Below are 20,212 nucleotides of genomic sequence, written 5' to 3'. Positions count from 1 at the left end.
CGAACGGCGACCTTGCTCTCCACGTCCGGCGGTGGAACCCTACCCTACCGCTATCTCACGGCACGACCCCATAAACCCCCCGCGCCGCCGCGCGAATCGCATCGGCCATCACTGCGACGGCCGGCGAATGCAGCCGGTCGGTGCGCGTGATGATCCCGAAATCGTCCATCCGGCAATCCATCTCCAGCGGCAGCATCGTGACGATCCCGTGCCGCGCGTAGTAGCGCGCGACGTCCTCGGCCAGCACCGCGATCATGTCGCTCTGTTCGAGCAGCTGCGTGATGAACAGCAGCGCGGACGTCTCGACGAGGTTCGCCGGCGGCGCGAGGCTCGCGCGCTGGAACACGAGCTCGAAGCGATGGCGCAGCACGCTGCCGGCCGGCGGCACGACCCACGCGGCGCGCTGCACGTCCGCGAGCGCCAGCGGCGCCTGCGCGAGCAGCGGATGGCCGGTCCGCACGACGGCCGCCACCGACTCGCCGGTCAGCGGCTCGTAGCGCAGCCGCAGCTTGTCGTGTTCGGCGGAAAGCCGGCCGACCACGATGTCGATCTTGTCCTGCGCGAGATGCTCGAGCAGCACGTTGCTGGTGTCGATCTCGACCGATACGTGCAGGCCCGCATGCGTGCCCTTCACCGCGGCCACCGCCGGCGGCACGAGCCGCAAGCCCGGCGACGTGATCGCGCCCACCGCCACGTGGCCGAGATGGCCGGCCTTCAGCGCGGCCAGTTCCTCGTGCGCCTGGTCGAGGCTGCCGAGCGCCGCGCGCGCGTGACGGATCAGCGCATCGCCGTACAGCGTCGGCCGCATCCCGCGCGGCAGGCGTTCGAACAGCACCGCGCCGATCGATTCCTCGAGTTCGCGCAGCAGCTTCGACGCGGCCGGCTGCGTCATGTTCAGCGCGGCCGCCGCGCGGTGGATGCTGCCTTCGTCGGCAAGCGCGACGACCAGCAGAAGCTGGCGCGTCTTCAGGCGGCCACGGTTTCCCCACGGGCTGGCTTCGGGCATCGTACGGGTTTATATCGATATCGGAATCGATATCGTAATCGCCAAAAACGTCATTAGCCAGTTATCAAAATTCTGCCTAGACTGCGCCGGTATCCCGTCACCACAGGACTGACGATGTCGGCAACAAAACCCAGGCTGCGCTCCGCCCAATGGTTCGGCACGAACGACAAGAACGGCTTCATGTACCGGAGCTGGATGAAGAATCAGGGCATTCCCGATCACGAGTTCGATGGCCGTCCGATCATCGGCATCTGCAACACGTGGTCCGAACTGACGCCGTGCAACGCGCACTTCCGCAAGCTCGCCGAGCACGTGAAGCGCGGGATCTTCGAAGCGGGCGGCTTCCCGGTCGAGTTCCCGGTGTTCTCGAACGGCGAATCGAACCTGCGCCCGTCGGCGATGCTCACGCGCAACCTTGCATCGATGGACGTCGAGGAAGCGATCCGCGGCAATCCGATCGACGCGGTCGTGCTGCTCGCCGGCTGCGACAAGACGACGCCCGCGCTGCTGATGGGCGCGGCGAGCTGCGACGTGCCGGCGATCGTCGTGTCGGGCGGGCCGATGCTGAACGGCAAGCTCGAAGGCAGGAACATCGGCTCCGGCACGGCCGTGTGGCAGCTGCATGAATCACTGAAGGCCGGCGAGATCGACCTGCATCATTTCCTGTCGGCCGAAGCCGGCATGTCGCGCTCGGCCGGCACCTGCAACACGATGGGCACCGCGTCGACGATGGCGTGCATGGCCGAGGCGCTCGGCGTCGCGCTGCCGCACAACGCGGCGATTCCGGCCGTCGATTCGCGCCGCTACGTGCTTGCTCACATGTCCGGCATCCGCATCGTCGAGATGGCGCTCGAAGGGCTCGTGCTGTCGAAGGTCCTCACGCGCGCGGCGTTCGAGAATGCGATCCGCGCGAATGCGGCGATCGGCGGCTCGACGAACGCGGTGATCCACCTGAAGGCGATCGCCGGACGCATCGGCGTGCCGCTCGAACTGGAGGACTGGATGCGCATCGGCCGCGACACGCCGACGATCGTCGACCTGATGCCGTCGGGGCGCTTCCTGATGGAAGAGTTCTATTACGCGGGCGGGCTGCCGGCCGTGCTGCGCCGGCTCGGCGAAGGCGGGCTGCTGCCGCACCCGGACGCGCTGACGGTGAACGGCAAGTCGCTGTGGGACAACGTGCGCGAAGCGCCGAACTACGACGACGAAGTGATTCGCCCGCTCGACCGGCCGCTGATCGCGGACGGCGGCATCTGCATCCTGCGCGGCAACCTCGCGCCGCGCGGCGCGGTGCTGAAGCCGTCGGCGGCGAGCCCCGAATTGCTGAAGCATCGCGGCCGCGCGGTGGTGTTCGAGAACCTCGACCACTACAAGGCGACGATCAACGACGAGGCGCTCGACGTCGACGCCAGCTCGGTGCTCGTGCTGAAGAACTGCGGGCCGCGCGGTTATCCGGGGATGGCCGAGGTCGGCAACATGGGGCTGCCGCCGAAGCTGCTGCGCCAGGGCGTGAAGGACATGGTGCGGATTTCCGACGCGCGGATGAGCGGCACCGCGTACGGCACGGTCGTGCTGCATGTGGCGCCGGAGGCCGCCGCTGGCGGGCCGCTCGCGGCCGTGCGCAACGGCGACTGGATCGAGCTCGACTGCGAGGCCGGCACGCTGCATCTCGACATTCCGGATGACGAACTGCAGCGCCGCCTGTCGGACGTCGATCCGACCGCGGCGCCGGGCGTGGCCGGGCAGCTCGGCAAGGGCGGCTACGCCCGGCTGTACATCGATCACGTGCTGCAGGCCGACGAGGGGTGCGACCTCGACTTCCTGGTCGGCACGCGCGGCGCGGACGTGCCGAGCCATTCGCATTGAGCGGCAGGCGGCGCGAGAGGTGCCACACACGCGCGCCGCAGCCGGTTGCGGGCCCGCCCGGGCCCGCTTCGTGAAACCGTGAACGCATGACGGCCGGTCACCACCGACGCCGAAGCAGGACGCGAACCATGACATCGAGCAGCACGCCGCGTTATCGCGGCATCTTCCCCGTCGTCCCGACGACCTTCACCGACACCGGCGAGCTCGACCTCGCGAGCCAGAAACGCGCGGTCGATTTCATGATCGACGCGGGTTCCGACGGGCTGTGCATCCTCGCGAATTTCTCCGAGCAGTTCGCGATCACCGACGACGAACGCGACGTGCTCACGCGCACGATCCTCGAACACGTCGCGGGCCGCGTGCCGGTGATCGTCACGACGTCGCACTACGGCACGCAGGTGTGCGCGGCGCGCAGCCTGCGCGCGCAGCAGCTCGGCGCGGCGATGGTGATGGCGATGCCGCCTTATCACGGCGCGACGTTCCGCGTGCCGGAAGCGCAGGTCTTCGACTTCTTTGCGCGCGTTTCGGACGCGATCGACATCCCGATCATGATCCAGGATGCGCCCGCGAGCGGCACGGTGCTGTCGGCCCCGTTCCTCGCACGGATGGCGCGCGAGATCGAGCAGGTCGCGTACTTCAAGATCGAGACACCCGGGGCGGCGAACAAGCTGCGTGAGCTGATCCGGCTCGGCGGCGACGCGATCGAGGGGCCGTGGGACGGCGAGGAGGCGATCACGCTGCTCGCCGACCTGCATGCCGGCGCGACCGGCGCGATGACGGGCGGCGGGTTTCCGGACGGCATCCGGCCGATTCTCGAAGCCTGGCGCGAAGGGCGCCACGACGACGCTTTCGAGCGCTATCAGGCGTGGCTGCCGCTGATCAATCACGAGAACCGCCAGTCCGGGATCCTCACCGCGAAAGCGCTGATGCGCGAAGGCGGCGTAATCGCGTGCGAGCGGCCACGGCATCCGATGCCGGAACTGCATCCGGACACGCGCGCGGAACTGCTCGCGATCGCGCGCCGGCTCGATCCGCTCGTGCTGCGCTGGGCGCACTGAACGACCACCGAACGATTCGCGAAGGAGGCATGCACGATGAGTGATCAGGTTTCGCTGGGTATCGTCGGCGTCGGCAAGATCGCGCGCGACCAGCATCTGCCGGCGATCGACGCCGAACCGGGCTTCAAGCTGACCGCGTGCGCGAGCCGCCATGCGGAAGTCGCCGGCGTGCGCAACTATCGCGACCTGCGCGCGCTGCTGGCCGCCGAGCGCGAGCTCGACGCCGTGTCGCTGTGCGCGCCGCCGCAGGTGCGCTACGCGCAGGCGCGCGCCGCACTCGAGGCCGGCAAGCACGTGATGCTCGAGAAGCCGCCGGGCGCGACGCTCGGCGAAGTGGCCGTGCTGGAGGCGCTCGCGCGCGAGCGCGGGCTCACGTTGTTCGCCACGTGGCATTCGCGCTGCGCGAGCGCGGTGGAGCCCGCGCGCGCGTGGCTCGCGACCCGCACGATCCGCGCGGTGCAGGTGCGCTGGAAGGAGGACGTGCGGCGCTGGCACCCGGGGCAGCAATGGATCTGGGAACCGGGCGGCCTCGGCGTGTTCGATCCGGGCATCAACGCGCTGTCGATCGTCACGCGGATCCTGCCGCGCGAGCTCGTGCTGCGCGAGGCGACGCTGATCGTGCCGAGCGACGTGCAGACGCCGATCGCCGCCGAGCTCGATTGCACGGATACCGACGGCGTGCCCGTGCGCGCGGAATTCGATTGGCGGCACGGCCCGGTCGAGCAATGGGAAATCGCGGTCGACACGGCCGACGGCGTGCTCGCGATCAGCCGCGGCGGCGCGCAACTGTCGATCGCGGGCGAGCCGGTCGAGATCGGGCCCGAACGCGAGTATCCGGCGCTGTATGCGCACTTCCATGCGCTGATCGCGCGGGGTGAAAGCGACGTCGACGTGCGGCCGTTGCGGCTCGTCGCCGATGCGTTCCTGTTCGGCCGGCGCGTGCAGACCGACGCGTTCGGACGCTGACTGCACTCACTACGCTGACTACGCGGGCGCGCTGACGCGCGATCGCGCATGACGAATCATTACGGCACAAGCCGACATCAAGGAGACACCGCATGAACCGCACGACCCACACGATTCGCCGACACACCCTGCGCGCGCTGCTCGCCGCGCTGTGCATCGCGCCGCTCGGCATGCAGGGCGCCGCGCGCGCCGACGCGCCGCTGAAGATCGGCTTCCTGGTGAAGATGCCCGAGCAGGCATGGTTCATCAACGAGCAGAACGCGGCGTCCGCGCTCGGCCAGAAGGAGAATTTCTCGGTCGTGAAGATCGGCACGCCCGACGGCGAGAAGGTGCTGGCCGCGATCGACAACCTCGGTTCGCAAGGCGCGCAGGGCTTCGTGATCTGCGCGCCCGACGTGCGCCTCGGGCCGGCGATCGCCGCGCGTGCAAAGCGCTACAACATGAAGTTCGTGACCGTCGACGACCAGCTCGTCGATTCGACCGGCAAGCCGCTGCCGAACGTGCCGCACCTCGGGATGTCGGCGACCAAGATCGGCAACCAGGTCGGCCAGGCGATTTCCGACGAGATGAAACGACGCGGCTGGAAGCCCGAGGAAGTCGGCGCGCTGCGGATCACGAACTACGAGCTGCCGACCGCGAAGCTGCGCACCGACGGCGCGACGCAGGCGCTGCTCGCGAACGGCTTCCGCCAGGAGAACATCTTCGATGCGCCGCAGAAGACGACCGACGACGAAGGCGGCTTCAGCGCGGCCGCGCCGGTGCTCGCGCGGCATCCGAACATCAAGAAGTGGGTGGTCTACGCGCTGAACGAGGAAACCGTGCTTGGCGCGGTGCGCGCGACCGAACAGCTGCATATTCCGGCCGCCGACGTGATCGGCGTCGGCATCAACGGTGCCGGCGAGGCGTTCGCCGAATTCCAGAAGAAGGAGCCGACCGGCTTCTACGGGACGATCGCCGTCAGCTCGACGAACCACGGCAAGGACAGCACGCAGAACCTCGTCGACTGGATTCGCAACGGCAAGACGCCGCCGGCCGACACGCAGACGAGCGGCAAGCTGATGACGCGCGCGAACTGGCAGGCCGTGCGCGCCGAACTCGGCATCTGAGCGTGCGGGGCGGGCAAGCGATGACGACGCAGACGATGACGACCGTATCCGCCGGCAGCACGGACACAGCCACGGCCGCCGCAGCCGCCGCAGCCGCTGCAGCCGGCACGTCGCGGCCGGACGCGGCGCTGCTCGCGCTCGACGGCATCACGGTGACGTTCCCGGGCGTGCGCGCGCTCGACGCCGTGTCGCTGTCGGTGCGCGCGGGCGAAGTGCACGGGCTGATGGGCGAGAACGGCGCGGGGAAGTCGACGCTGCTGAAGGTGCTGTCCGGCGTGAACCAGCCGCAGGCCGGCACGCTGACGCTGAACGGCGCGGTGCAGCACTTCGCGTCGACACGCGCGGCGCTGGAGGCCGGCATCGCGATCATCTACCAGGAACTGCATCTCGTGCCCGAGCTGACGGTCGCGGAAAACCTGATGCTCGGGCAACTGCCGAGCCGGCTCGGCGTGGTCGACGAACGCGCGCTTGCCGTGCGCGCGCTCGATGCGCTGGAGCGGCTCGGCGAGCACATCGATCCGGGCATTCCGGTGAAGTATCTGTCGATCGGCCAGCGCCAGATGATCGAGATCGGCAAGGCGCTGATGCGCGACGCGCGCGTGATCGCGTTCGACGAACCGACGAGCTCGCTGTCCGCGCGCGAGACCGCGCAACTGTTCCGGATCATCCGTGCACTGCGCGCGGAAGGCCGCGCGATCATCTACGTCACGCACCGGATGGAGGAAGTGTATGAACTGTGCGACCGCGTGACCGTGTTCCGCGACGGCCGTCGCATCGAGACGTTCGAATCCGTGGCCGATCTCGACCGCGACCGGCTGATCGGCTGCATGGTCGGCCGCTCGATCGAGGACGTGTACGGCTACCGGCCGCGCACACCCGGCGACGTGCTGATCGAGGCGAAGGGGCTGGCAGGGCCCGGGCTCGCCGAGCCCGTGTCGTTCACCGCGCGGCGCGGCGAGATCGTCGGCTTCTTCGGGCTGGTCGGCGCGGGCCGCTCGGAGCTGATGAAGCTGCTGTACGGCGCCGCGCGCCCGAGCGCGGGGCACGTCGAGCTGAACGGGCGGCGGGTCGCGTTCGGGAGCCCGCGCGACGCGGTGCGCGCCGGCCTCGCGCTGTGCCCGGAAGACCGCAAGCAGGAAGGCATCGTCGCGATCGCGTCGGTGGCCGACAACCTGAACATCAGCGCGCGCCGGCATTTCAGCCCGGCGCGCATGCTGCTCGACGGGCGGCGCGAGCGTGAACTCGCGCAGCGCTATATCGAGCGGCTCGCGATCAAGACCCGCGACGGCGACACGCCGATCGGCGCGCTGTCGGGCGGCAACCAGCAGAAGGTCGTGCTCGCGCGCTGGCTGGCCGAGCGCATCGACGTGTTCCTGATGGACGAGCCGACGCGCGGCATCGACGTCGGCGCGCGCGCGGAAATCTACAACCTGTTCTACGAACTCGCGGAAGCGGGCCGCACGGTGATCCTCGTGTCGAGCGACCTCGCCGAGGTGATCGGCGTGTCGGACCGGATCATCGTGATGAAGGAAGGACGGATCGCGGGCGAAGTCGCGAAGGCGCAGGCGACGCCCGACGCGCTGATCAAGCTCGCGCTGCCGCGCTAGCGGCCTGCAGTCAACCGGAAAGCAACTGATATGAGCCAGGCAATGCAACCCCAACGCACTTCCCCGTCCCCCGATGCCGCGGCCACGGCCGCGCCCGCGCGAGCGCGCGGCGGCGTGTGGCAACTGATCAACCGCTCCGGCATCGTGATGGTGTTCCTCGTGCTGTTCGCGACGCTGTCGCTGACGGTGCCGGACTTCCTCACGCCGCGCAACATCCAGGGCCTGCTGCTGTCGGTCACGCTGATCGGCTCGATCGCGGTGACGATGATGTTCGTGCTCGCGCTCGGCGAGGTCGACCTGTCGGTCGCGTCGATCGTCGCGTTCGCGGGCGTCGTCGCGTCGACGCTGATCACGGCGACGCACAGCGTCGTGCTCGGCATCGCCGGCGGCGTGCTCGCGGGCGGCGCGGTCGGGCTCGTCAACGGCGTGCTGATCGCGCGCTGGCGGATCAACTCGCTGATCGTCACGCTCGCGATGATGGAAGTCGTGCGCGGGCTCGCGTTCATCACGTCGAACGGCGACGCGGTGATGATCTCCGAGGAGCGCTTCTTCGATCTCGGCGGCGGGTCGTTCCTCGGCATCTCGTATCCGATCTGGAGCAACATCGTCGGCTTCGTCGTGTTCGGCTTCCTGCTGCGCAAGACGGTGTTCGGCAAGAACGTGCTGGCCGTCGGCGGCAACGGCGAGGCGGCGCTGCTCGCGGGGCTGCCGGTGATGCGCATCAAGATCACCGTGTTCGTGCTGCAGGGGCTCGTGACCGGCTTCGCCGGCGTGATGCTCGCGTCGCGGATGAGCCTCGGCGATCCGAAGACCTCGGTCGGCCTCGAGCTCGGCGTGATCTCCGCGTGCGTGCTCGGCGGCGTGTCGCTGACGGGCGGCGTCGCGACGATCTCCGGCGTGCTGGTCGGCGTGCTGATCATGGGCTCCGTGCAGGACGCGATGAGCCTCCTGAACGTGCCGACGTTTTACCAATATCTGATACGCGGCGGAATTCTGTTGCTCGCGGTGCTGTTCGACCAGTATCGTCGCAACCAGCGGCGCGCGATGAAGATCTGACCCTGACGAACGCGCGGCCGCCTGCGAAGGCGACAGACATCGGGAGACGGCATGCAACAGATTCATCCGGGCGCGGCGGCGCTGCTCGTGGACAGCCGCAACACGCTTGGCGAAGGCGCGACGTGGTGCGATGCGACGCACGCGCTGTACTGGACGGACATCGAAGGGGCGCGGCTGTGGCGCTGCCGCGCGGACGGCTCGGGCCTCGCGCAGTGGCCGATGCCGGAACGGCTCGCGTGTTTCGCGCTGACGCAGGATCCGGACGTGCTGCTCGTCGGGCTCGCGACGCATCTCGCGTTCTTCGACGTGCGCAGCGGTGCGTTCACGCGGATCGTCGACGTCGAACCCGATCGGCCGACGCGGCTGAACGACGGGCGCTGCGATGGGGCCGGCGCATTCGTGTTCGGGATGAAGGACGAAGGCAGCGAGCCGCCGCAAGCGGTCGGCGGGTTCCATCGGCTCAATCCGGATCTCACGCTCGAGCGGCTCGCGTTGCCGCCGGCCGCGATCGCGAACAGCATCGCGTTCTCGCCGGATGGCGCGAAGATGTATTTCTGCGATTCGCTGGTGCGCGAGATTTTCGTGTGCGATTATCGCGCGGGCGGCGATGTCGCGAACGTGCGATCGTTCGCGCGGCTGACCGATGCGGATGGCGATCCGGACGGCTCGACGGTCGATCGCGACGGTGGCCTGTGGAACGCGCAGTGGGGCGGCCGACGGGTGGTGCGCTACGGGCCGGACGGCGTTGAAACGGAACGCGTCGAAGTGCCGACCGCGCAACCGAGTTGCGTGGCGCTCGACGGCGAAGGCCGGCTGTACGTGACGAGCGCGCGCGTCGGGCTGAGCGACGACGCGCTGGCGAGCGATGCCGACGCCGGCGGCGTGTTCGTCGCCCGCACGCGCCACGCGGGGCTGCCGACCGCGCGGTTCTCGGGCAAGCCCGCGAACTGAGTACGGCTGGTGCGGGCAGCGGCGCGGCCGGTCGCGCCGCCGCGCGCTGCCGGCGCCGTCACGGCCGGACGGGTCACGACTGCTGCGCGGCCTGCAGCCCCAGCAACGCGACCGCGTTGTCTTTCAGAATCAGCGAATGCACGTCGGGCCGGAACCCGGCACCCTGAAAATCCTCGAGCCAGCGGTCCGGCCGGATCAGCGGAAAATCGGACGCGAACAGCACCTTGTGCCTGAGCAGCGTGTTCGCGTATTTCACCAGCTCGGGCGAGAAGTACTTCGGCGACCATCCCGACAGGTCGATGTAGACATTCGGCTTGTGCAGCGCGATCGACAGCGCCTGCTCCTGCCACGGCCATGAAGGGTGCGCGATCACGATCTTCATGTCCGGGAAGTCGGCCGCGACGTCGTCGAGGTGAATCGGTTCGGAGTACTTCAGACGAAGCCCGCCGCCGCCGCGCATCCCCGATCCCATCCCCGAATGCCCGCTGTGGAAGACGGCCGGCAACCCGTATTCCGCGATCACCTCGTAGATCGGATAGGCGAGCCTGTCGTTCGGGAAGCATCCCTGCATCGTCGGATGGAACTTGAAGCCCTTCACGCCGTGCTCGTCGATCAGGCGGCGCGCCTCGCGCGCGCCGAAGCGGCCCTTGTGCGGGTCGATGCTCGCGAACGCGATCATCACGTCGGCGTTGTCGTGCGCGAACTGCGCGATTTCCTCGTTCGGAATGCGCCGCCGGCCGATGTTCGTCTCGCAGTCGACGGTGAACATCACGAAGCCGATCCGGCGCTCGCGGTAATGCGCGATCGTCTCCGGAATGGTCGGCCGACGGCCCTGCTTCAGCACGGTGCCGAAATACTTGTCGGCCGCGTCGTCGAATGCCTTCGCGAACAGGTCCGGCGGCTGGCAGCACGACACTTCCGCGTGCACGTGCGTGTCGATGGCGATCAGGTTGTCGATGTCCAAGGGTGTCTCCTCATGTCGTGATGCGTCGGCCGGCACGGCGCGAAATCGGCTGTCCGGGCCCGTTTAGGGGTTTGTCCGGAGCCGCTTCCATTCTACTTTACATATCAGGTTACCTGATAGTAAATTGGTCGCGAGTCGCACAGGGCGGCATCGTCATTGGAGAACGAAAATGGGTTACGAAGGGCGCTGGAAAACGGTGAAGGTCGAGGTCGAGGGCGGGATCGCATGGGTGACGCTGAACCGTCCGGACAAGCGCAACGCGATGAGCCCGACGCTGAACGCGGAGATGATCGACGTGCTGGAGGCGATCGAACTCGATGCCGAGGCGCAGGTGCTCGTGCTGACCGGCGAGGGCGACGCCTGGACGGCCGGGATGGACCTGAAGGAATATTTCCGCGAAGTCGACGCGGGCCCGGAAATCCTGCAGGAAAAGATTCGCCGCGACGCGAGCCGCTGGCAGTGGCAATTGCTGCGCATGTATGCGAAGCCGACGATCGCGATGGTCAACGGCTGGTGCTTCGGCGGTGGCTTCTCGCCGCTCGTCGCGTGCGACCTCGCGATCGCGGCCGACGAAGCGGTGTTCGGCCTGTCGGAAATCAACTGGGGCATCCCGCCGGGCAACCTCGTCAGCAAGGCGATGGCCGACACCGTGGGCCATCGCCAGGCGCTCTACTACATCATGACCGGCGACACCTTCACCGGCCCGCAGGCCGCGCAGATGGGGCTCGTCAACAAGAGCGTGCCGCGCGCGCAGCTGCGCGACGAAGTGCGTGCGCTGGCCGCGAAGCTGCTCGACAAGAACCCGGTCGTGATCCGTAACGCGAAGCACGGCTTCAAACGTTGCCGCGAGCTGACCTGGGAGCAGAACGAGGACTATCTGTACGCGAAGCTCGACCAGGCGAACTACCGCGATCCGGAAGGCGGGCGCGAGCAGGGCCTCAAGCAGTTCCTCGACGACAAGAGCATCAAGCCGGGCCTGCAGGCGTACAAGCGCTGACGCGCGCCGCCGCACGCAACCGGATCCGAGTGGAGACACGGAAATGCACGAAGTGAGTTTGTTGATCGACGGCGTGTCGCGCGGCGCGTCGGACGGCGGGACCTTCGACCGGATCGATCCGGCGACGGGACGGGTGGCGTCGCGCGCCGCCGCGGCGACGCTTGCCGACGCGGACGCCGCGGTCGCGGCAGCGGCGCGCGCCTTCCCCGCGTGGGCCGCGCTCGCGCCGACCGAGCGCCGCCGGCGGCTGCTCGCGGCGGCCGACCGGATGGACGCGCGCGCGGGCGAATTCATCGAAACCGGCCGCGCGGAAACCGGTGCGATGGCGAACTGGTACGGCTTCAACGTGATGCTCGCGGCGAACATGCTGCGCGAGGCGGCCGCGATGACCACGCAGATCGACGGCGCGGTGATCCCGTCGGACGTGCCCGGCAGCCTCGCGATGGCCGTGCGCCAGCCGTGCGGTGTCGTGCTCGGGATCGCGCCGTGGAATGCGCCGGTGATTCTCGCGACCCGTGCGCTCGCGATGCCGCTCGCATGCGGCAACACGGTGGTGCTGAAAGCGTCCGAGGGTTGTCCGGGCGTGCACCGGCTGATCGGCAGCGTGCTGCACGACGCAGGGCTCGGCGACGGCGTGGTCAACGTGATCACGCATGCGCCGCAGGACGCGCCGGCGATCGTCGAGCGGCTGATCGCGAACCCGGCGGTGCGCCGCGTGAACTTCACCGGTTCGACACGCGTCGGCCGCATCGTCGCGACGCTCGCCGCGCAGCACCTGAAGCCGGCGCTGCTTGAACTCGGCGGCAAGGCGCCGGTGCTCGTGCTCGACGACGCCGATCTCGACGCGGCGGTCGAGGCGGTCGCATTCGGCGCGTTCTTCAACCAGGGGCAGATCTGCATGTCGACCGAGCGCGTGATCGTCGATCGCCAGGTCGCCGATGCGTTCGTCGAACGGCTCGTCGCGAAGGCGCGCACGCTGAAGGCCGGCAACCCGGCCGCGCCGGGCGTCGTGCTGGGCACGCTCGAAAGCGCGGCCGCCGCGCAGCGGATCGCGGCGATGGTGGACGACGCGCGCGCGCACGGCGCCGCGCTGCCGCTCGGCTGTGAAGTCGACGGCGCGGTGATGCAGCCGACGATCGTCGACGGTGTCACGCGCGACATGCAGCTGTATGCGGACGAATCGTTCGGGCCGGTGGTGACCGTGCAGCGCGTCGACGGCGACGCCGCCGCGCTCGCGGCCGCGAACGACAGCGAGTACGGGCTGTCGGCGGCGGTGTTCAGCCGCGATATCGCGCGCGCGATGCAGGTCGCGAAGCAGATCGAATCGGGTATCTGCCACATCAACGGGCCGACGGTGCACGACGAGGCGCAGATGCCGTTCGGCGGCGTGAAGGCAAGCGGCTACGGCCGGTTCGGCAGCAAGGCGTCGATCGCCGAGTTTACCGACCTGCGCTGGATCACGGTCCAGACCGCGCCGCGTCACTACCCGATCTGAGCCGTCCCGGGCGCCGCGGCGCCCCAGATAAGACAACGACACAATGAAGTCTCCGCCCGGCGCGCGCACGCGCGCGGGGCGGAACCGACCGGAGACAGAACTTGGATGCGGATCCGACCCAACTGCGCGACGCGGCTGCCGCCCAGCGCGTTCCCGCCGGCTATCGCCCCGTGGCGATCGGCACGGCGCCGCCGGAGATCGTGCAGCGCGACGGCTGCTGGACCTTGCGCGCGACGACCCCGCTCGGCGCGTACCCACGCCGGCTGACCGACCGGCTCGCGAGCGGTGCGCGCGCGCATCCGGACCGCTGGCTGGTCGCGCGGCGCGGGCCCGACGGTACGTGGATCGGCATCACGTATGCGCAGATGCTCGAGCGCGCCCGCGCGATCGGCCAGGCGCTGCTCGATCGCGGGCTGTCGGCCGAGCGGCCCGTCGCGATCCTGTCGGGCAACGACCTCGAACATCTGCAACTCGCGTTCGGCGCGATGTGGGCCGGCATTCCGCATGCGCCGCTGTCGCCCGCGTATTCGCTCGTGTCGAGCGATTACGGCAAGCTGCGCCACGCGCTCGCCGTGCTCACGCCGGGGCTGGTCTTCGCGTCGGACGGCGCGGCGTTTCGTGCCGCGCTCGACGCGTCGGTGCCGCCTGATGTCGAGCGCGTGGTCGTGTCGGCACCCGACGGGATGGACGGCGTCACGCGTTTCGCGTCGCTGCTCGACACGACACCGGGCAGCGTCGATGCCGCGCACGATGCGATCACCGGCGACACGATCGCGAAATTCCTGTTCACGTCTGGGTCGACACGGCTGCCGAAGGCGGTGCCGACCACGCACCGGATGCTGTGCAGCAACCAGCAGATGCTGCTCGAGACGTTTCCGCAGTTCGGCCTGGAGCCGCCGGTGCTGGTCGACTGGCTGCCGTGGAATCACACGTTCGGCGGCAGCCATAACGTCGGCATCGCGCTGTACAACGGCGGCACGCTGTACATCGACGACGGCAAGCCGGTCGCCGGCAAGTTCGGCGAGACGCTGCGCAACCTGCGCGAGATCGCGCCCACCGTGTATTTCAACGTGCCGAAGGGCTGGGAAGAGCTGGCCGCGGCGCTCGAAACGGATGCCGCGCTGCGCGAAACCTTCTTCTCGCGCGTGAAGATGTATTTCTTCGCGGGCGCCGGACTGTCGCAGGCCGCGTGGGACCGGCTCGAGCGCGTGACGCTCGCGCACTGCGGCGAGCGCATCCGGATCATGGCGGGCCTCGGGATGACCGAGGCCGCGCCATCGTGCATGTTCACCACGGGGCCGGTGTCGGGGGCCGGCTACATCGGCCTGCCCGCGCCCGGCTGCGACGCGAAGCTGGTGCCGGTCGACGGCAAGCTCGAGGCGCGCTTTCGCGGGCCGAACGTGATGGCCGGTTACTGGCGCGCGAGCGGCGACGACGCGCGCGAGGTATTCGACGAGGAGGGCTACTACCGCAGCGGCGATGCGGTGCGTTTCGTCGATCCCGCGCGGCCGGAGATCGGCCTGATGTTCGACGGGCGCATCGCGGAGGATTTCAAGCTGTCGTCAGGCACTTTCGTGAGCGTCGGGCCCATGCGCGCGCGGATCGTATCGAACGGCGCACCTTACGTGCAGGACGCGGTCGTCACGGGGATGAATCGCGACGACGTCGGCGTGATGATCTTCCCGCGCGTCGACGATTGCCGTCGCCTGGCCGGCGCGGCACCGGACGCCGACGTGCGCACCGTCCTGCAGGCGCCCGCGGTGCGGGCGTTCTTCGCGGCGCTGCTCGAGCGCCTGAACCGCGATGCGACCGGCAGCGCGACGTTCGTCACGCGGCTGTGCGTGCTCGATACGCCGCCTTCGCTCGATCTCGGCGAAGTCACCGACAAGGGCTCGATCAACCAGCGTGCGGTGCTCATGCACCGTGCGGCGGTGGTCGACGCGATGTACGAACCGGGCGCGGCCGACGCGGGCGTGATCGTCGCCGGCACGGCGCGCCGCGCATGAGGTGCGCGCGATGAGCAACGCGTATTGCGCGCCGTTGCGCGACATGCTGTTCGTGATCGGCGAATGGCTCGATGCGCCGGCGCTGTGGCGCCGCGTGCCCGACTGGGCGGAGCTCGACCTGTCGACCGCCGGGCAGGTGCTCGACGAAGCCGCCCGCTTCGTGGTCGAACGCATCGCGCCGCTCGATTCGACCGGCGATATCGAGGGCTGCCGGTTCGACGGTGCCGGCGTGACGATGCCGGCGGGCTTTCGCGATGCGTACCGCGACTACGTCGACGCCGGCTGGCCGACGCTGGCGCTCGACGCCGATTGCGGCGGCCAGGGGCTGCCGCATCTGCTCGACGTCGCGCTGCAGGAGATGCTCGCGGGGGCGAACCATGCGTGGCTGATGTCGCCGGGGCTCACGCATGGCGCGGTGGCGTGCCTGCGCGCGCATGGCGGCGAGCGCCTGAAGCGCGACGTGCTGCCGAAGATCGCGAGCGGCGAGTGGCTGACGACGATGTGCATCACCGAGCCACAGGCGGGCAGCGATCTCGGCCTGCTGCGCACGCAGGCAGTGCCGGACCCGGCCGCCGAAGGCTACCGGATCAGCGGCAGCAAGCTGTTCATCACCGGCGGCGAGCACGACCTGACCGACAACATCGTGCACCTCGTGCTCGCGCGGCTGCCCGATGCGCCGGCGGGAACGAAGGGGCTGTCGCTGTTCGTCGTGCCGAAGTGGCTCGACGCGCCGGGCGGCCGCGTGCGTAACGGCGTCTGGTGCGACGGCATCGAGAAGAAGATGGGGCTGAAGGCAAGCCCGACCTGCACGATGCGTTTCGACGCGGCCGCGGGCTGGCTCGTCGGCGAGCCGCATCGCGGGCTCGCATCGATGTTCGTGATGATGAACGCGGCGCGCCTGCAGGTCGCCATGCAGGGTGTCGGGCATGCGCAGAGCGCATGGCAGGCCGCGTCGGCCTATGCGCGCGAGCGCATACAGGGCAGGGCGGCGCCGATCGCGCAACACGCCGCGATCCGCCGCATCCTGCTCGATGCGCAGGCGATCGTCGAAGGCGAGCGCGCGATCGGCTACTGGATCGCGCACTGGCTCGACGTCGCCGCGCACGATCCGCAGCCGCCGGCTCGGCTCGCGGCGTCGCGGCTGGCATCGTTGCTCACGCCGGTCGCCAAGGCGTTCTTCACCGCGAACGGTTTCGCGGCCGCGTCGAACGCGCTGCAGGTATTCGGCGGCTACGGCTACGTTCACGAATACGGGATCGAACAGACGGTGCGCGATTGCCGCGTGTCGATGCTGTACGAAGGGACCAACGAGATCCAGGCGATCGATCTGCTGGTGCGCAAGGTGCTGGGGGATCGCGGCGAGGCGCTGCATGCGCTGCTCGAGTTGATTCGCGCGGAAGCCGCGCAGAGCGTCCAGGCGGCAGCGGACGAGCGGGCGAGGGACGCCGGGGCGCGCGTCGCCACGCTGTGCGCGGACCTCGAGCGCGTGACGGCCGGCGTGATCCGCGCGAGCGAGCACGATCCGGATCTGCCCTACCGCGTCGCGGACGACTATCTCGCGCTGGTCGGCTGGCTGCTGCTCGCGTTCGCGTGGGCGCGCACGCTGCGCATCGTCGGCGATGCGCCCGGAGACGATTCGTTCCGTGCGGGCAAGCGCGCGGTCGGCACCTACTTCTTCGACTATCCGCTCGCGGCATTCGCACACCGGCTCGCGCTGGTGGACGCGGGCTGCCGCGCGGCGCTGCCGGTTGCCGCGGCGTAAGGTTCGTCCGAGCCGGGTGTGGACGGCCCCCGGGGCGGCTCGCCGGCCGGCACGAGCCGCCGTGCGGGCCGACCTACGGGGCCGACCTACGGGCCGACATAAGGGCCGATTACGGGCTGATATACGGACCGCGTGAGGTAAGATGGCCCGCGATCCTCCTTCCGACACGTTCATGAGTTCGACACCCGTCAAACCGGCCGGCCCGAAACGCACGGCCCGCGCCAGCGAAGCCAGGCCGCGCACGCGTTCGCAGCAGCGGCTTACCTACCTGATCGGCAATCTCGACCGGCTGCTGCGCCGCCAGATGAGCGATGCGCTCGTGCCGCTCGGTGTGACGCTCGCGCAGTACACGGCGCTGTCGGTGCTCGAGGCGCGCGGCGCGCTGTCCAATGCGCAACTCGCGGTGCGCTCGTTCATCACGCCGCAATCCGCGAACGAAGTGATGGTTGCGATGGCCGCCCGCGGCTTCGTGACGCGCGAGGCCGATCCCAGCCATGGCCGCGTGATCCTGCTGCGTCTGACCGACGAGGGCTCGGCAATCCTGCGCGAATGCGAGCAGGTGCTGCGGCCGCTCGAACGCCGGATGCTCGGCGACGACGTGAGCGCCGACGATGTCGCGCAGGTTCACCGCACGCTCGAGCTGTTCGTACGCAACCTGCGCGACTGAGCACGCCGCCGTCGCGTCTTTCTTTCCGATTGCTCCGGCCGCGCGGGGCCATGCCGCGGCATGGCGCGGCATGGCGCAGGTCGCGAACGGGTTGCGGGTTAACACCGCGCTCGCGACACTTGAAATATCAGGTTACCTGTTATTAAATCATCCCGTCCCTCGACGGGATTTTCTTTCGGGTTTTTAATCAGGTTACCTGATAAATAGACGAAACCCGATCACGATAAAGCAAGGACACCGCGCATGCGTTCCTCGTATGCCGCGCGAGTCACGGTTAGGAGACAGCATGGACACTTCCGTTGCCGCAAGGCCGGCCGTCGCGACGACGCTCGGCCTGTGTTTCGCGATCGCATTGCTCGAGGGGCTCGACCTGCAGTCGGTCGGCGTCGCGGCACCGCGCATGGCCCACGAATTCGGGCTCTCGGTTTCACAGATGGGGCTCGCGTTCAGCGCGGGCACGTTCGGCCTGCTGCCGGGCGCGATGCTCGGCGGCTGGCTGGCCGACCGGGTCGGCCGCAAGCACGTGCTGATCGCGTCGGTCTGCCTGTTCGGGCTGCTGTCGATCGCGACCGCGCAGGTGTCGAGCTTCGCGATGCTGGTCGCCGTTCGTGCGCTGACCGGCCTCGGCCTCGGCGGCGCGATGCCGAACCTCATTGCCTTGTCGTCGGAAGCGGTCGACGCACGCTCGCGCAGCAGCGCGGTGGCCGTGATGTACTGCGGAATTCCGTTCGGCGGCGTGATCGCGTCGCTGATCGGCGTGCTGCTCGCAGGCGACACCGAATGGCGGCACATTTTCTATGTCGGGGGCGTCGGCCCGCTGCTGCTCGCGCCGCTGCTGCTCGCACTGCTGCCCGAATCGCGTGCGTTCCTCGACGTCAGCGCATCGGGCGCGGCGCGCCCCAGCGTCGGACAGACGCTGTTCGGCGGCTCGCGCACCGGCACGACACTGGCGTTGTGGCTCAGCTACTTCTGCACGCTGATCGTGCTGTATTTCCTGCTGAACTGGCTGCCGTCGCTGATGGCCGCGAAGGGGCTCGCGCGCAGCCAGGCCGGGATCGTGCAGATCTTCTTCAACATCGGCAGCGGCCTCGGCGTGCTCGGCATCGGCATGTCGATGGACCGCTTGCGTCCGTCGCGCGTGGTCGGCGGCATGTACGCGGGGATCGTGCTGTCGCTTGCCGCGCTGGCGATCGCGCCCGGGCTCCTGTGGCTGTCCGCCGCCGCGTTCGCGGCCGGGATGTTCGTCGTCGGCGGCCAGTCGGTGCTGTATGCGCTGGCCGCGATCTATTACCCGACCGCGATGCGTGGCACCGGCGTCGGCTCCGCCGTTGCCGTCGGCCGCCTCGGCTCGGTGGTCGGGCCGCTCGCCGCCGCCGAACTGCTCGCCATGGGCCGCAGCGCGTCGGTCGTGATCGGCGCGAGCATTCCCGTCACGCTCGTCGCCGCCGTCGCTGCGCTGATGCTGATCCGGCGCCCGCAGGCGCACGACTGATTTCTTCCCATTTCAACCACGAGCGCCGGTAGAGCGCGATTACGACACAGGTCTGGAGACGAACACCATGAAGCACACCAAAGCCTTGCTGGCGGCCGGCGCATGCGCGCTGGCCGCGACCGGCGCGCACGCGCAGTCGAGCGTGACGCTGTACGGGATCATCGACACGGGCGTCGAGTTCGTGTCGCACGCGAACGCGGCCGGCGACCACGTGGTACGCATGCCGGGCGTGACGGGCGAGCTGCCGTCGCGCTGGGGCCTGCGCGGCACCGAGGATCTCGGCGGCGGTTACCAGGCGGTGTTCACGCTCGAAAGCGGTTTCAACGTGCGCGGCGGCGATCTCGGACAGGGCGGCCGGCTGTTCGGGCGGCAGGCGTTCGTCGGGCTGAAGAGCGGCTTCGGCACGCTCGCGTTCGGCCGCCAGTACACGATGACCTATCTCGCGCTGCAGGGCGCGGACATCATCGGCCCCGACATCTACGGGCTCGGCTCGTTCGATGCGTACGTGCCGAACGGCCGCTCCGACAACGCGGTGACCTACGTCGGCACCTATCGCGGCGTGACGCTCGGCGCCGCGTATTCGTTCGGCCGCGACGGCGCGGGCACCGGCAACTCGCCCGGGCAGGGCACGTGCGCGGGCCAGGTGCCGGGGGATGCCACGCAGTGCCGCAACTGGTCGGTGATGCTCAAGTACGACAGCGCGTATTTCGGCGCGGCGGCGTCGTACGAGGAGCAGCGCGGCGGCACCGGCGCGGCCGCCAACTTCTTCGACGGCGTGGCGCCGGTTCCTTTCACGAGCAGCGGCGGCAAGGACGCTCGCGCGCACGTGAGCGCGTATGCGCAGGCGGCCGGCGCGCGGATCGGCGCGGGCTGGATCGGGCGGCGCGTGTCGACCGGTTCGCCGGCCGCGCCGGGTGCGCATTCGGACCTGTTCTTCGTCGGCGCGTCGTATGCGGTGAAGCCTGATTTTGTCGTCGACGGCGAGGGCTACCGGATCGTCAACAGCGCGCACGACACGCGCGCGACGATGGCCACGCTGCGCGCGACCTATCTGCTGACCAAGCGCACGGCCGTCTATGCGCAATCGTCGTATCTGTGGAACAGCGCGCATGCGCGCTACGCGGTCAGCGGCGGCGGGCCCGGCACGACGCCCGGCGAAGGGATGGGGCAGCTCGGCGCGATGGTCGGCGTGCGGCACATGTTCTGATTCGGC

The 20,212-nt window shown here is 69.2% G+C and carries 16 protein-coding genes; 14 read left to right on the top strand and 2 right to left on the bottom strand.

Annotated features, from left to right (window positions below; all coding sequences use genetic code 11):
• Positions 1-55: 55 nt before the first annotated feature.
• Positions 56-1,006, bottom strand: a complete 951-nt coding sequence (locus AB3K92_RS07575; protein ID WP_059487691.1) for a LysR substrate-binding domain-containing protein — start codon at positions 1,004-1,006, stop codon at positions 56-58.
• 114 nt (positions 1,007-1,120) lie between these two features.
• Here AB3K92_RS07575 and AB3K92_RS07570 point away from each other — a divergent pair, with 114 nt between their 5' ends.
• From AB3K92_RS07570 to AB3K92_RS07540, 7 genes are all read left to right on the top strand, one after another.
• Entirely contained in the window at positions 1,121-2,872 is a 1,752-nt protein-coding gene (locus AB3K92_RS07570; protein ID WP_027790240.1) for an IlvD/Edd family dehydratase, read from the top strand.
• Positions 2,873-3,000: 128 nt separating this feature from the next.
• Positions 3,001-3,930, top strand: coding sequence for a dihydrodipicolinate synthase family protein (locus tag AB3K92_RS07565; RefSeq protein ID WP_059693201.1), 930 nt, complete (start codon positions 3,001-3,003; stop codon positions 3,928-3,930).
• A 36-nt stretch (positions 3,931-3,966) separates the two neighbouring features.
• Positions 3,967-4,896: a Gfo/Idh/MocA family protein gene (locus AB3K92_RS07560; RefSeq protein ID WP_021163528.1), complete on the top strand. Its 930-nt coding sequence runs from the start codon at positions 3,967-3,969 to the stop codon at positions 4,894-4,896.
• A 92-nt stretch (positions 4,897-4,988) separates the two neighbouring features.
• Positions 4,989-6,002 carry an arabinose ABC transporter substrate-binding protein gene (locus AB3K92_RS07555; RefSeq protein ID WP_048023717.1) on the top strand — a complete coding sequence of 338 codons (1,014 nt, stop codon included), beginning with the start codon at positions 4,989-4,991 and terminating at the stop codon, positions 6,000-6,002.
• Between the two features lie 20 nt (positions 6,003-6,022).
• Positions 6,023-7,609 carry an L-arabinose ABC transporter ATP-binding protein AraG gene (gene araG / locus AB3K92_RS07550; protein WP_124626939.1) on the top strand — a complete coding sequence of 529 codons (1,587 nt, stop codon included), beginning with the start codon at positions 6,023-6,025 and terminating at the stop codon, positions 7,607-7,609.
• A 30-nt stretch (positions 7,610-7,639) separates the two neighbouring features.
• A complete protein-coding gene (gene araH, locus AB3K92_RS07545) occupies positions 7,640-8,665 on the top strand; it encodes an L-arabinose ABC transporter permease AraH (RefSeq protein WP_048023720.1) in 1,026 nt (341 codons plus the stop codon).
• 51 nt (positions 8,666-8,716) lie between these two features.
• Complete coding sequence (locus AB3K92_RS07540; protein ID WP_369464750.1) at positions 8,717-9,616, top strand: SMP-30/gluconolactonase/LRE family protein; 900 nt, start codon at positions 8,717-8,719, stop codon at positions 9,614-9,616.
• Between the two features lie 73 nt (positions 9,617-9,689).
• Here AB3K92_RS07540 and AB3K92_RS07535 read toward each other — a convergent pair whose 3' ends face one another.
• Positions 9,690-10,580 carry an amidohydrolase family protein gene (locus tag AB3K92_RS07535; RefSeq protein WP_369464749.1) on the bottom strand — a complete coding sequence of 297 codons (891 nt, stop codon included), beginning with the start codon at positions 10,578-10,580 and terminating at the stop codon, positions 9,690-9,692.
• Positions 10,581-10,749: 169 nt separating this feature from the next.
• On the opposite strand from AB3K92_RS07535, the gene AB3K92_RS07530 reads away from it, so the two are divergent.
• The 7 genes from AB3K92_RS07530 to AB3K92_RS07500 all read left to right on the top strand — a co-directional run bounded on the left by AB3K92_RS07530 (position 10,750) and on the right by AB3K92_RS07500 (position 20,206).
• Positions 10,750-11,577: a p-hydroxycinnamoyl CoA hydratase/lyase gene (locus tag AB3K92_RS07530; protein ID WP_021163522.1), complete on the top strand. Its 828-nt coding sequence runs from the start codon at positions 10,750-10,752 to the stop codon at positions 11,575-11,577.
• 43 nt (positions 11,578-11,620) lie between these two features.
• The gene (locus tag AB3K92_RS07525; RefSeq protein WP_059863670.1) at positions 11,621-13,072 is read left to right on the top strand and encodes an aldehyde dehydrogenase; all 1,452 of its coding nucleotides are present in this window, start codon (positions 11,621-11,623) and stop codon (positions 13,070-13,072) included.
• A gap of 101 nt (positions 13,073-13,173) precedes the next feature.
• Positions 13,174-15,078, top strand: coding sequence for a feruloyl-CoA synthase (locus AB3K92_RS07520; RefSeq protein ID WP_059487684.1), 1,905 nt, complete (start codon positions 13,174-13,176; stop codon positions 15,076-15,078).
• 10 nt (positions 15,079-15,088) lie between these two features.
• On the top strand, positions 15,089-16,840 hold the full coding sequence (locus AB3K92_RS07515) for an acyl-CoA dehydrogenase (RefSeq protein ID WP_369464748.1): 1,752 nt from the start codon (positions 15,089-15,091) through the stop codon (positions 16,838-16,840).
• A gap of 172 nt (positions 16,841-17,012) precedes the next feature.
• Entirely contained in the window at positions 17,013-17,507 is a 495-nt protein-coding gene (locus AB3K92_RS07510; RefSeq protein WP_059487681.1) for a MarR family winged helix-turn-helix transcriptional regulator, read from the top strand.
• A gap of 286 nt (positions 17,508-17,793) precedes the next feature.
• A complete protein-coding gene (gene mhpT / locus AB3K92_RS07505; protein WP_059651509.1) occupies positions 17,794-18,999 on the top strand; it encodes a 3-(3-hydroxy-phenyl)propionate transporter MhpT in 1,206 nt (401 codons plus the stop codon).
• A gap of 67 nt (positions 19,000-19,066) precedes the next feature.
• Complete coding sequence (locus tag AB3K92_RS07500) at positions 19,067-20,206, top strand: porin (RefSeq protein ID WP_059495234.1); 1,140 nt, start codon at positions 19,067-19,069, stop codon at positions 20,204-20,206.
• The last annotated feature ends 6 nt before the right edge of the window (positions 20,207-20,212 follow it).

The sequence above is a fragment of the Burkholderia sp. Bmkn7 genome (assembly GCF_041103175.1).
Lineage (GTDB): Bacteria > Pseudomonadota > Gammaproteobacteria > Burkholderiales > Burkholderiaceae > Burkholderia > Burkholderia cepacia.
The sequence above is the reverse complement of the archived record's forward strand: the minus strand, read 5'-3'. Positions and strand labels throughout refer to the sequence as shown.

Coding starts and splice junctions, on each gene's coding strand:
- araH (WP_048023720.1), top strand. CDS start 7,640: ATGAGCCAGGCAATGCAACCCCAACGCACTTCCCCGTCCCCCGATGCC.
- AB3K92_RS07570 (WP_027790240.1), top strand. CDS start 1,121: ATGTCGGCAACAAAACCCAGGCTGCGCTCCGCCCAATGGTTCGGCACG.
- AB3K92_RS07510 (WP_059487681.1), top strand. CDS start 17,013: ATGAGTTCGACACCCGTCAAACCGGCCGGCCCGAAACGCACGGCCCGC.
- AB3K92_RS07525 (WP_059863670.1), top strand. CDS start 11,621: ATGCACGAAGTGAGTTTGTTGATCGACGGCGTGTCGCGCGGCGCGTCG.
- AB3K92_RS07515 (WP_369464748.1), top strand. CDS start 15,089: ATGAGCAACGCGTATTGCGCGCCGTTGCGCGACATGCTGTTCGTGATC.
- AB3K92_RS07575 (WP_059487691.1), bottom strand. CDS start 1,006: ATGCCCGAAGCCAGCCCGTGGGGAAACCGTGGCCGCCTGAAGACGCGC.
- AB3K92_RS07555 (WP_048023717.1), top strand. CDS start 4,989: ATGAACCGCACGACCCACACGATTCGCCGACACACCCTGCGCGCGCTG.
- AB3K92_RS07560 (WP_021163528.1), top strand. CDS start 3,967: ATGAGTGATCAGGTTTCGCTGGGTATCGTCGGCGTCGGCAAGATCGCG.
- AB3K92_RS07565 (WP_059693201.1), top strand. CDS start 3,001: ATGACATCGAGCAGCACGCCGCGTTATCGCGGCATCTTCCCCGTCGTC.
- AB3K92_RS07500 (WP_059495234.1), top strand. CDS start 19,067: ATGAAGCACACCAAAGCCTTGCTGGCGGCCGGCGCATGCGCGCTGGCC.
- AB3K92_RS07530 (WP_021163522.1), top strand. CDS start 10,750: ATGGGTTACGAAGGGCGCTGGAAAACGGTGAAGGTCGAGGTCGAGGGC.
- araG (WP_124626939.1), top strand. CDS start 6,023: ATGACGACGCAGACGATGACGACCGTATCCGCCGGCAGCACGGACACA.
- mhpT (WP_059651509.1), top strand. CDS start 17,794: ATGGACACTTCCGTTGCCGCAAGGCCGGCCGTCGCGACGACGCTCGGC.
- AB3K92_RS07540 (WP_369464750.1), top strand. CDS start 8,717: ATGCAACAGATTCATCCGGGCGCGGCGGCGCTGCTCGTGGACAGCCGC.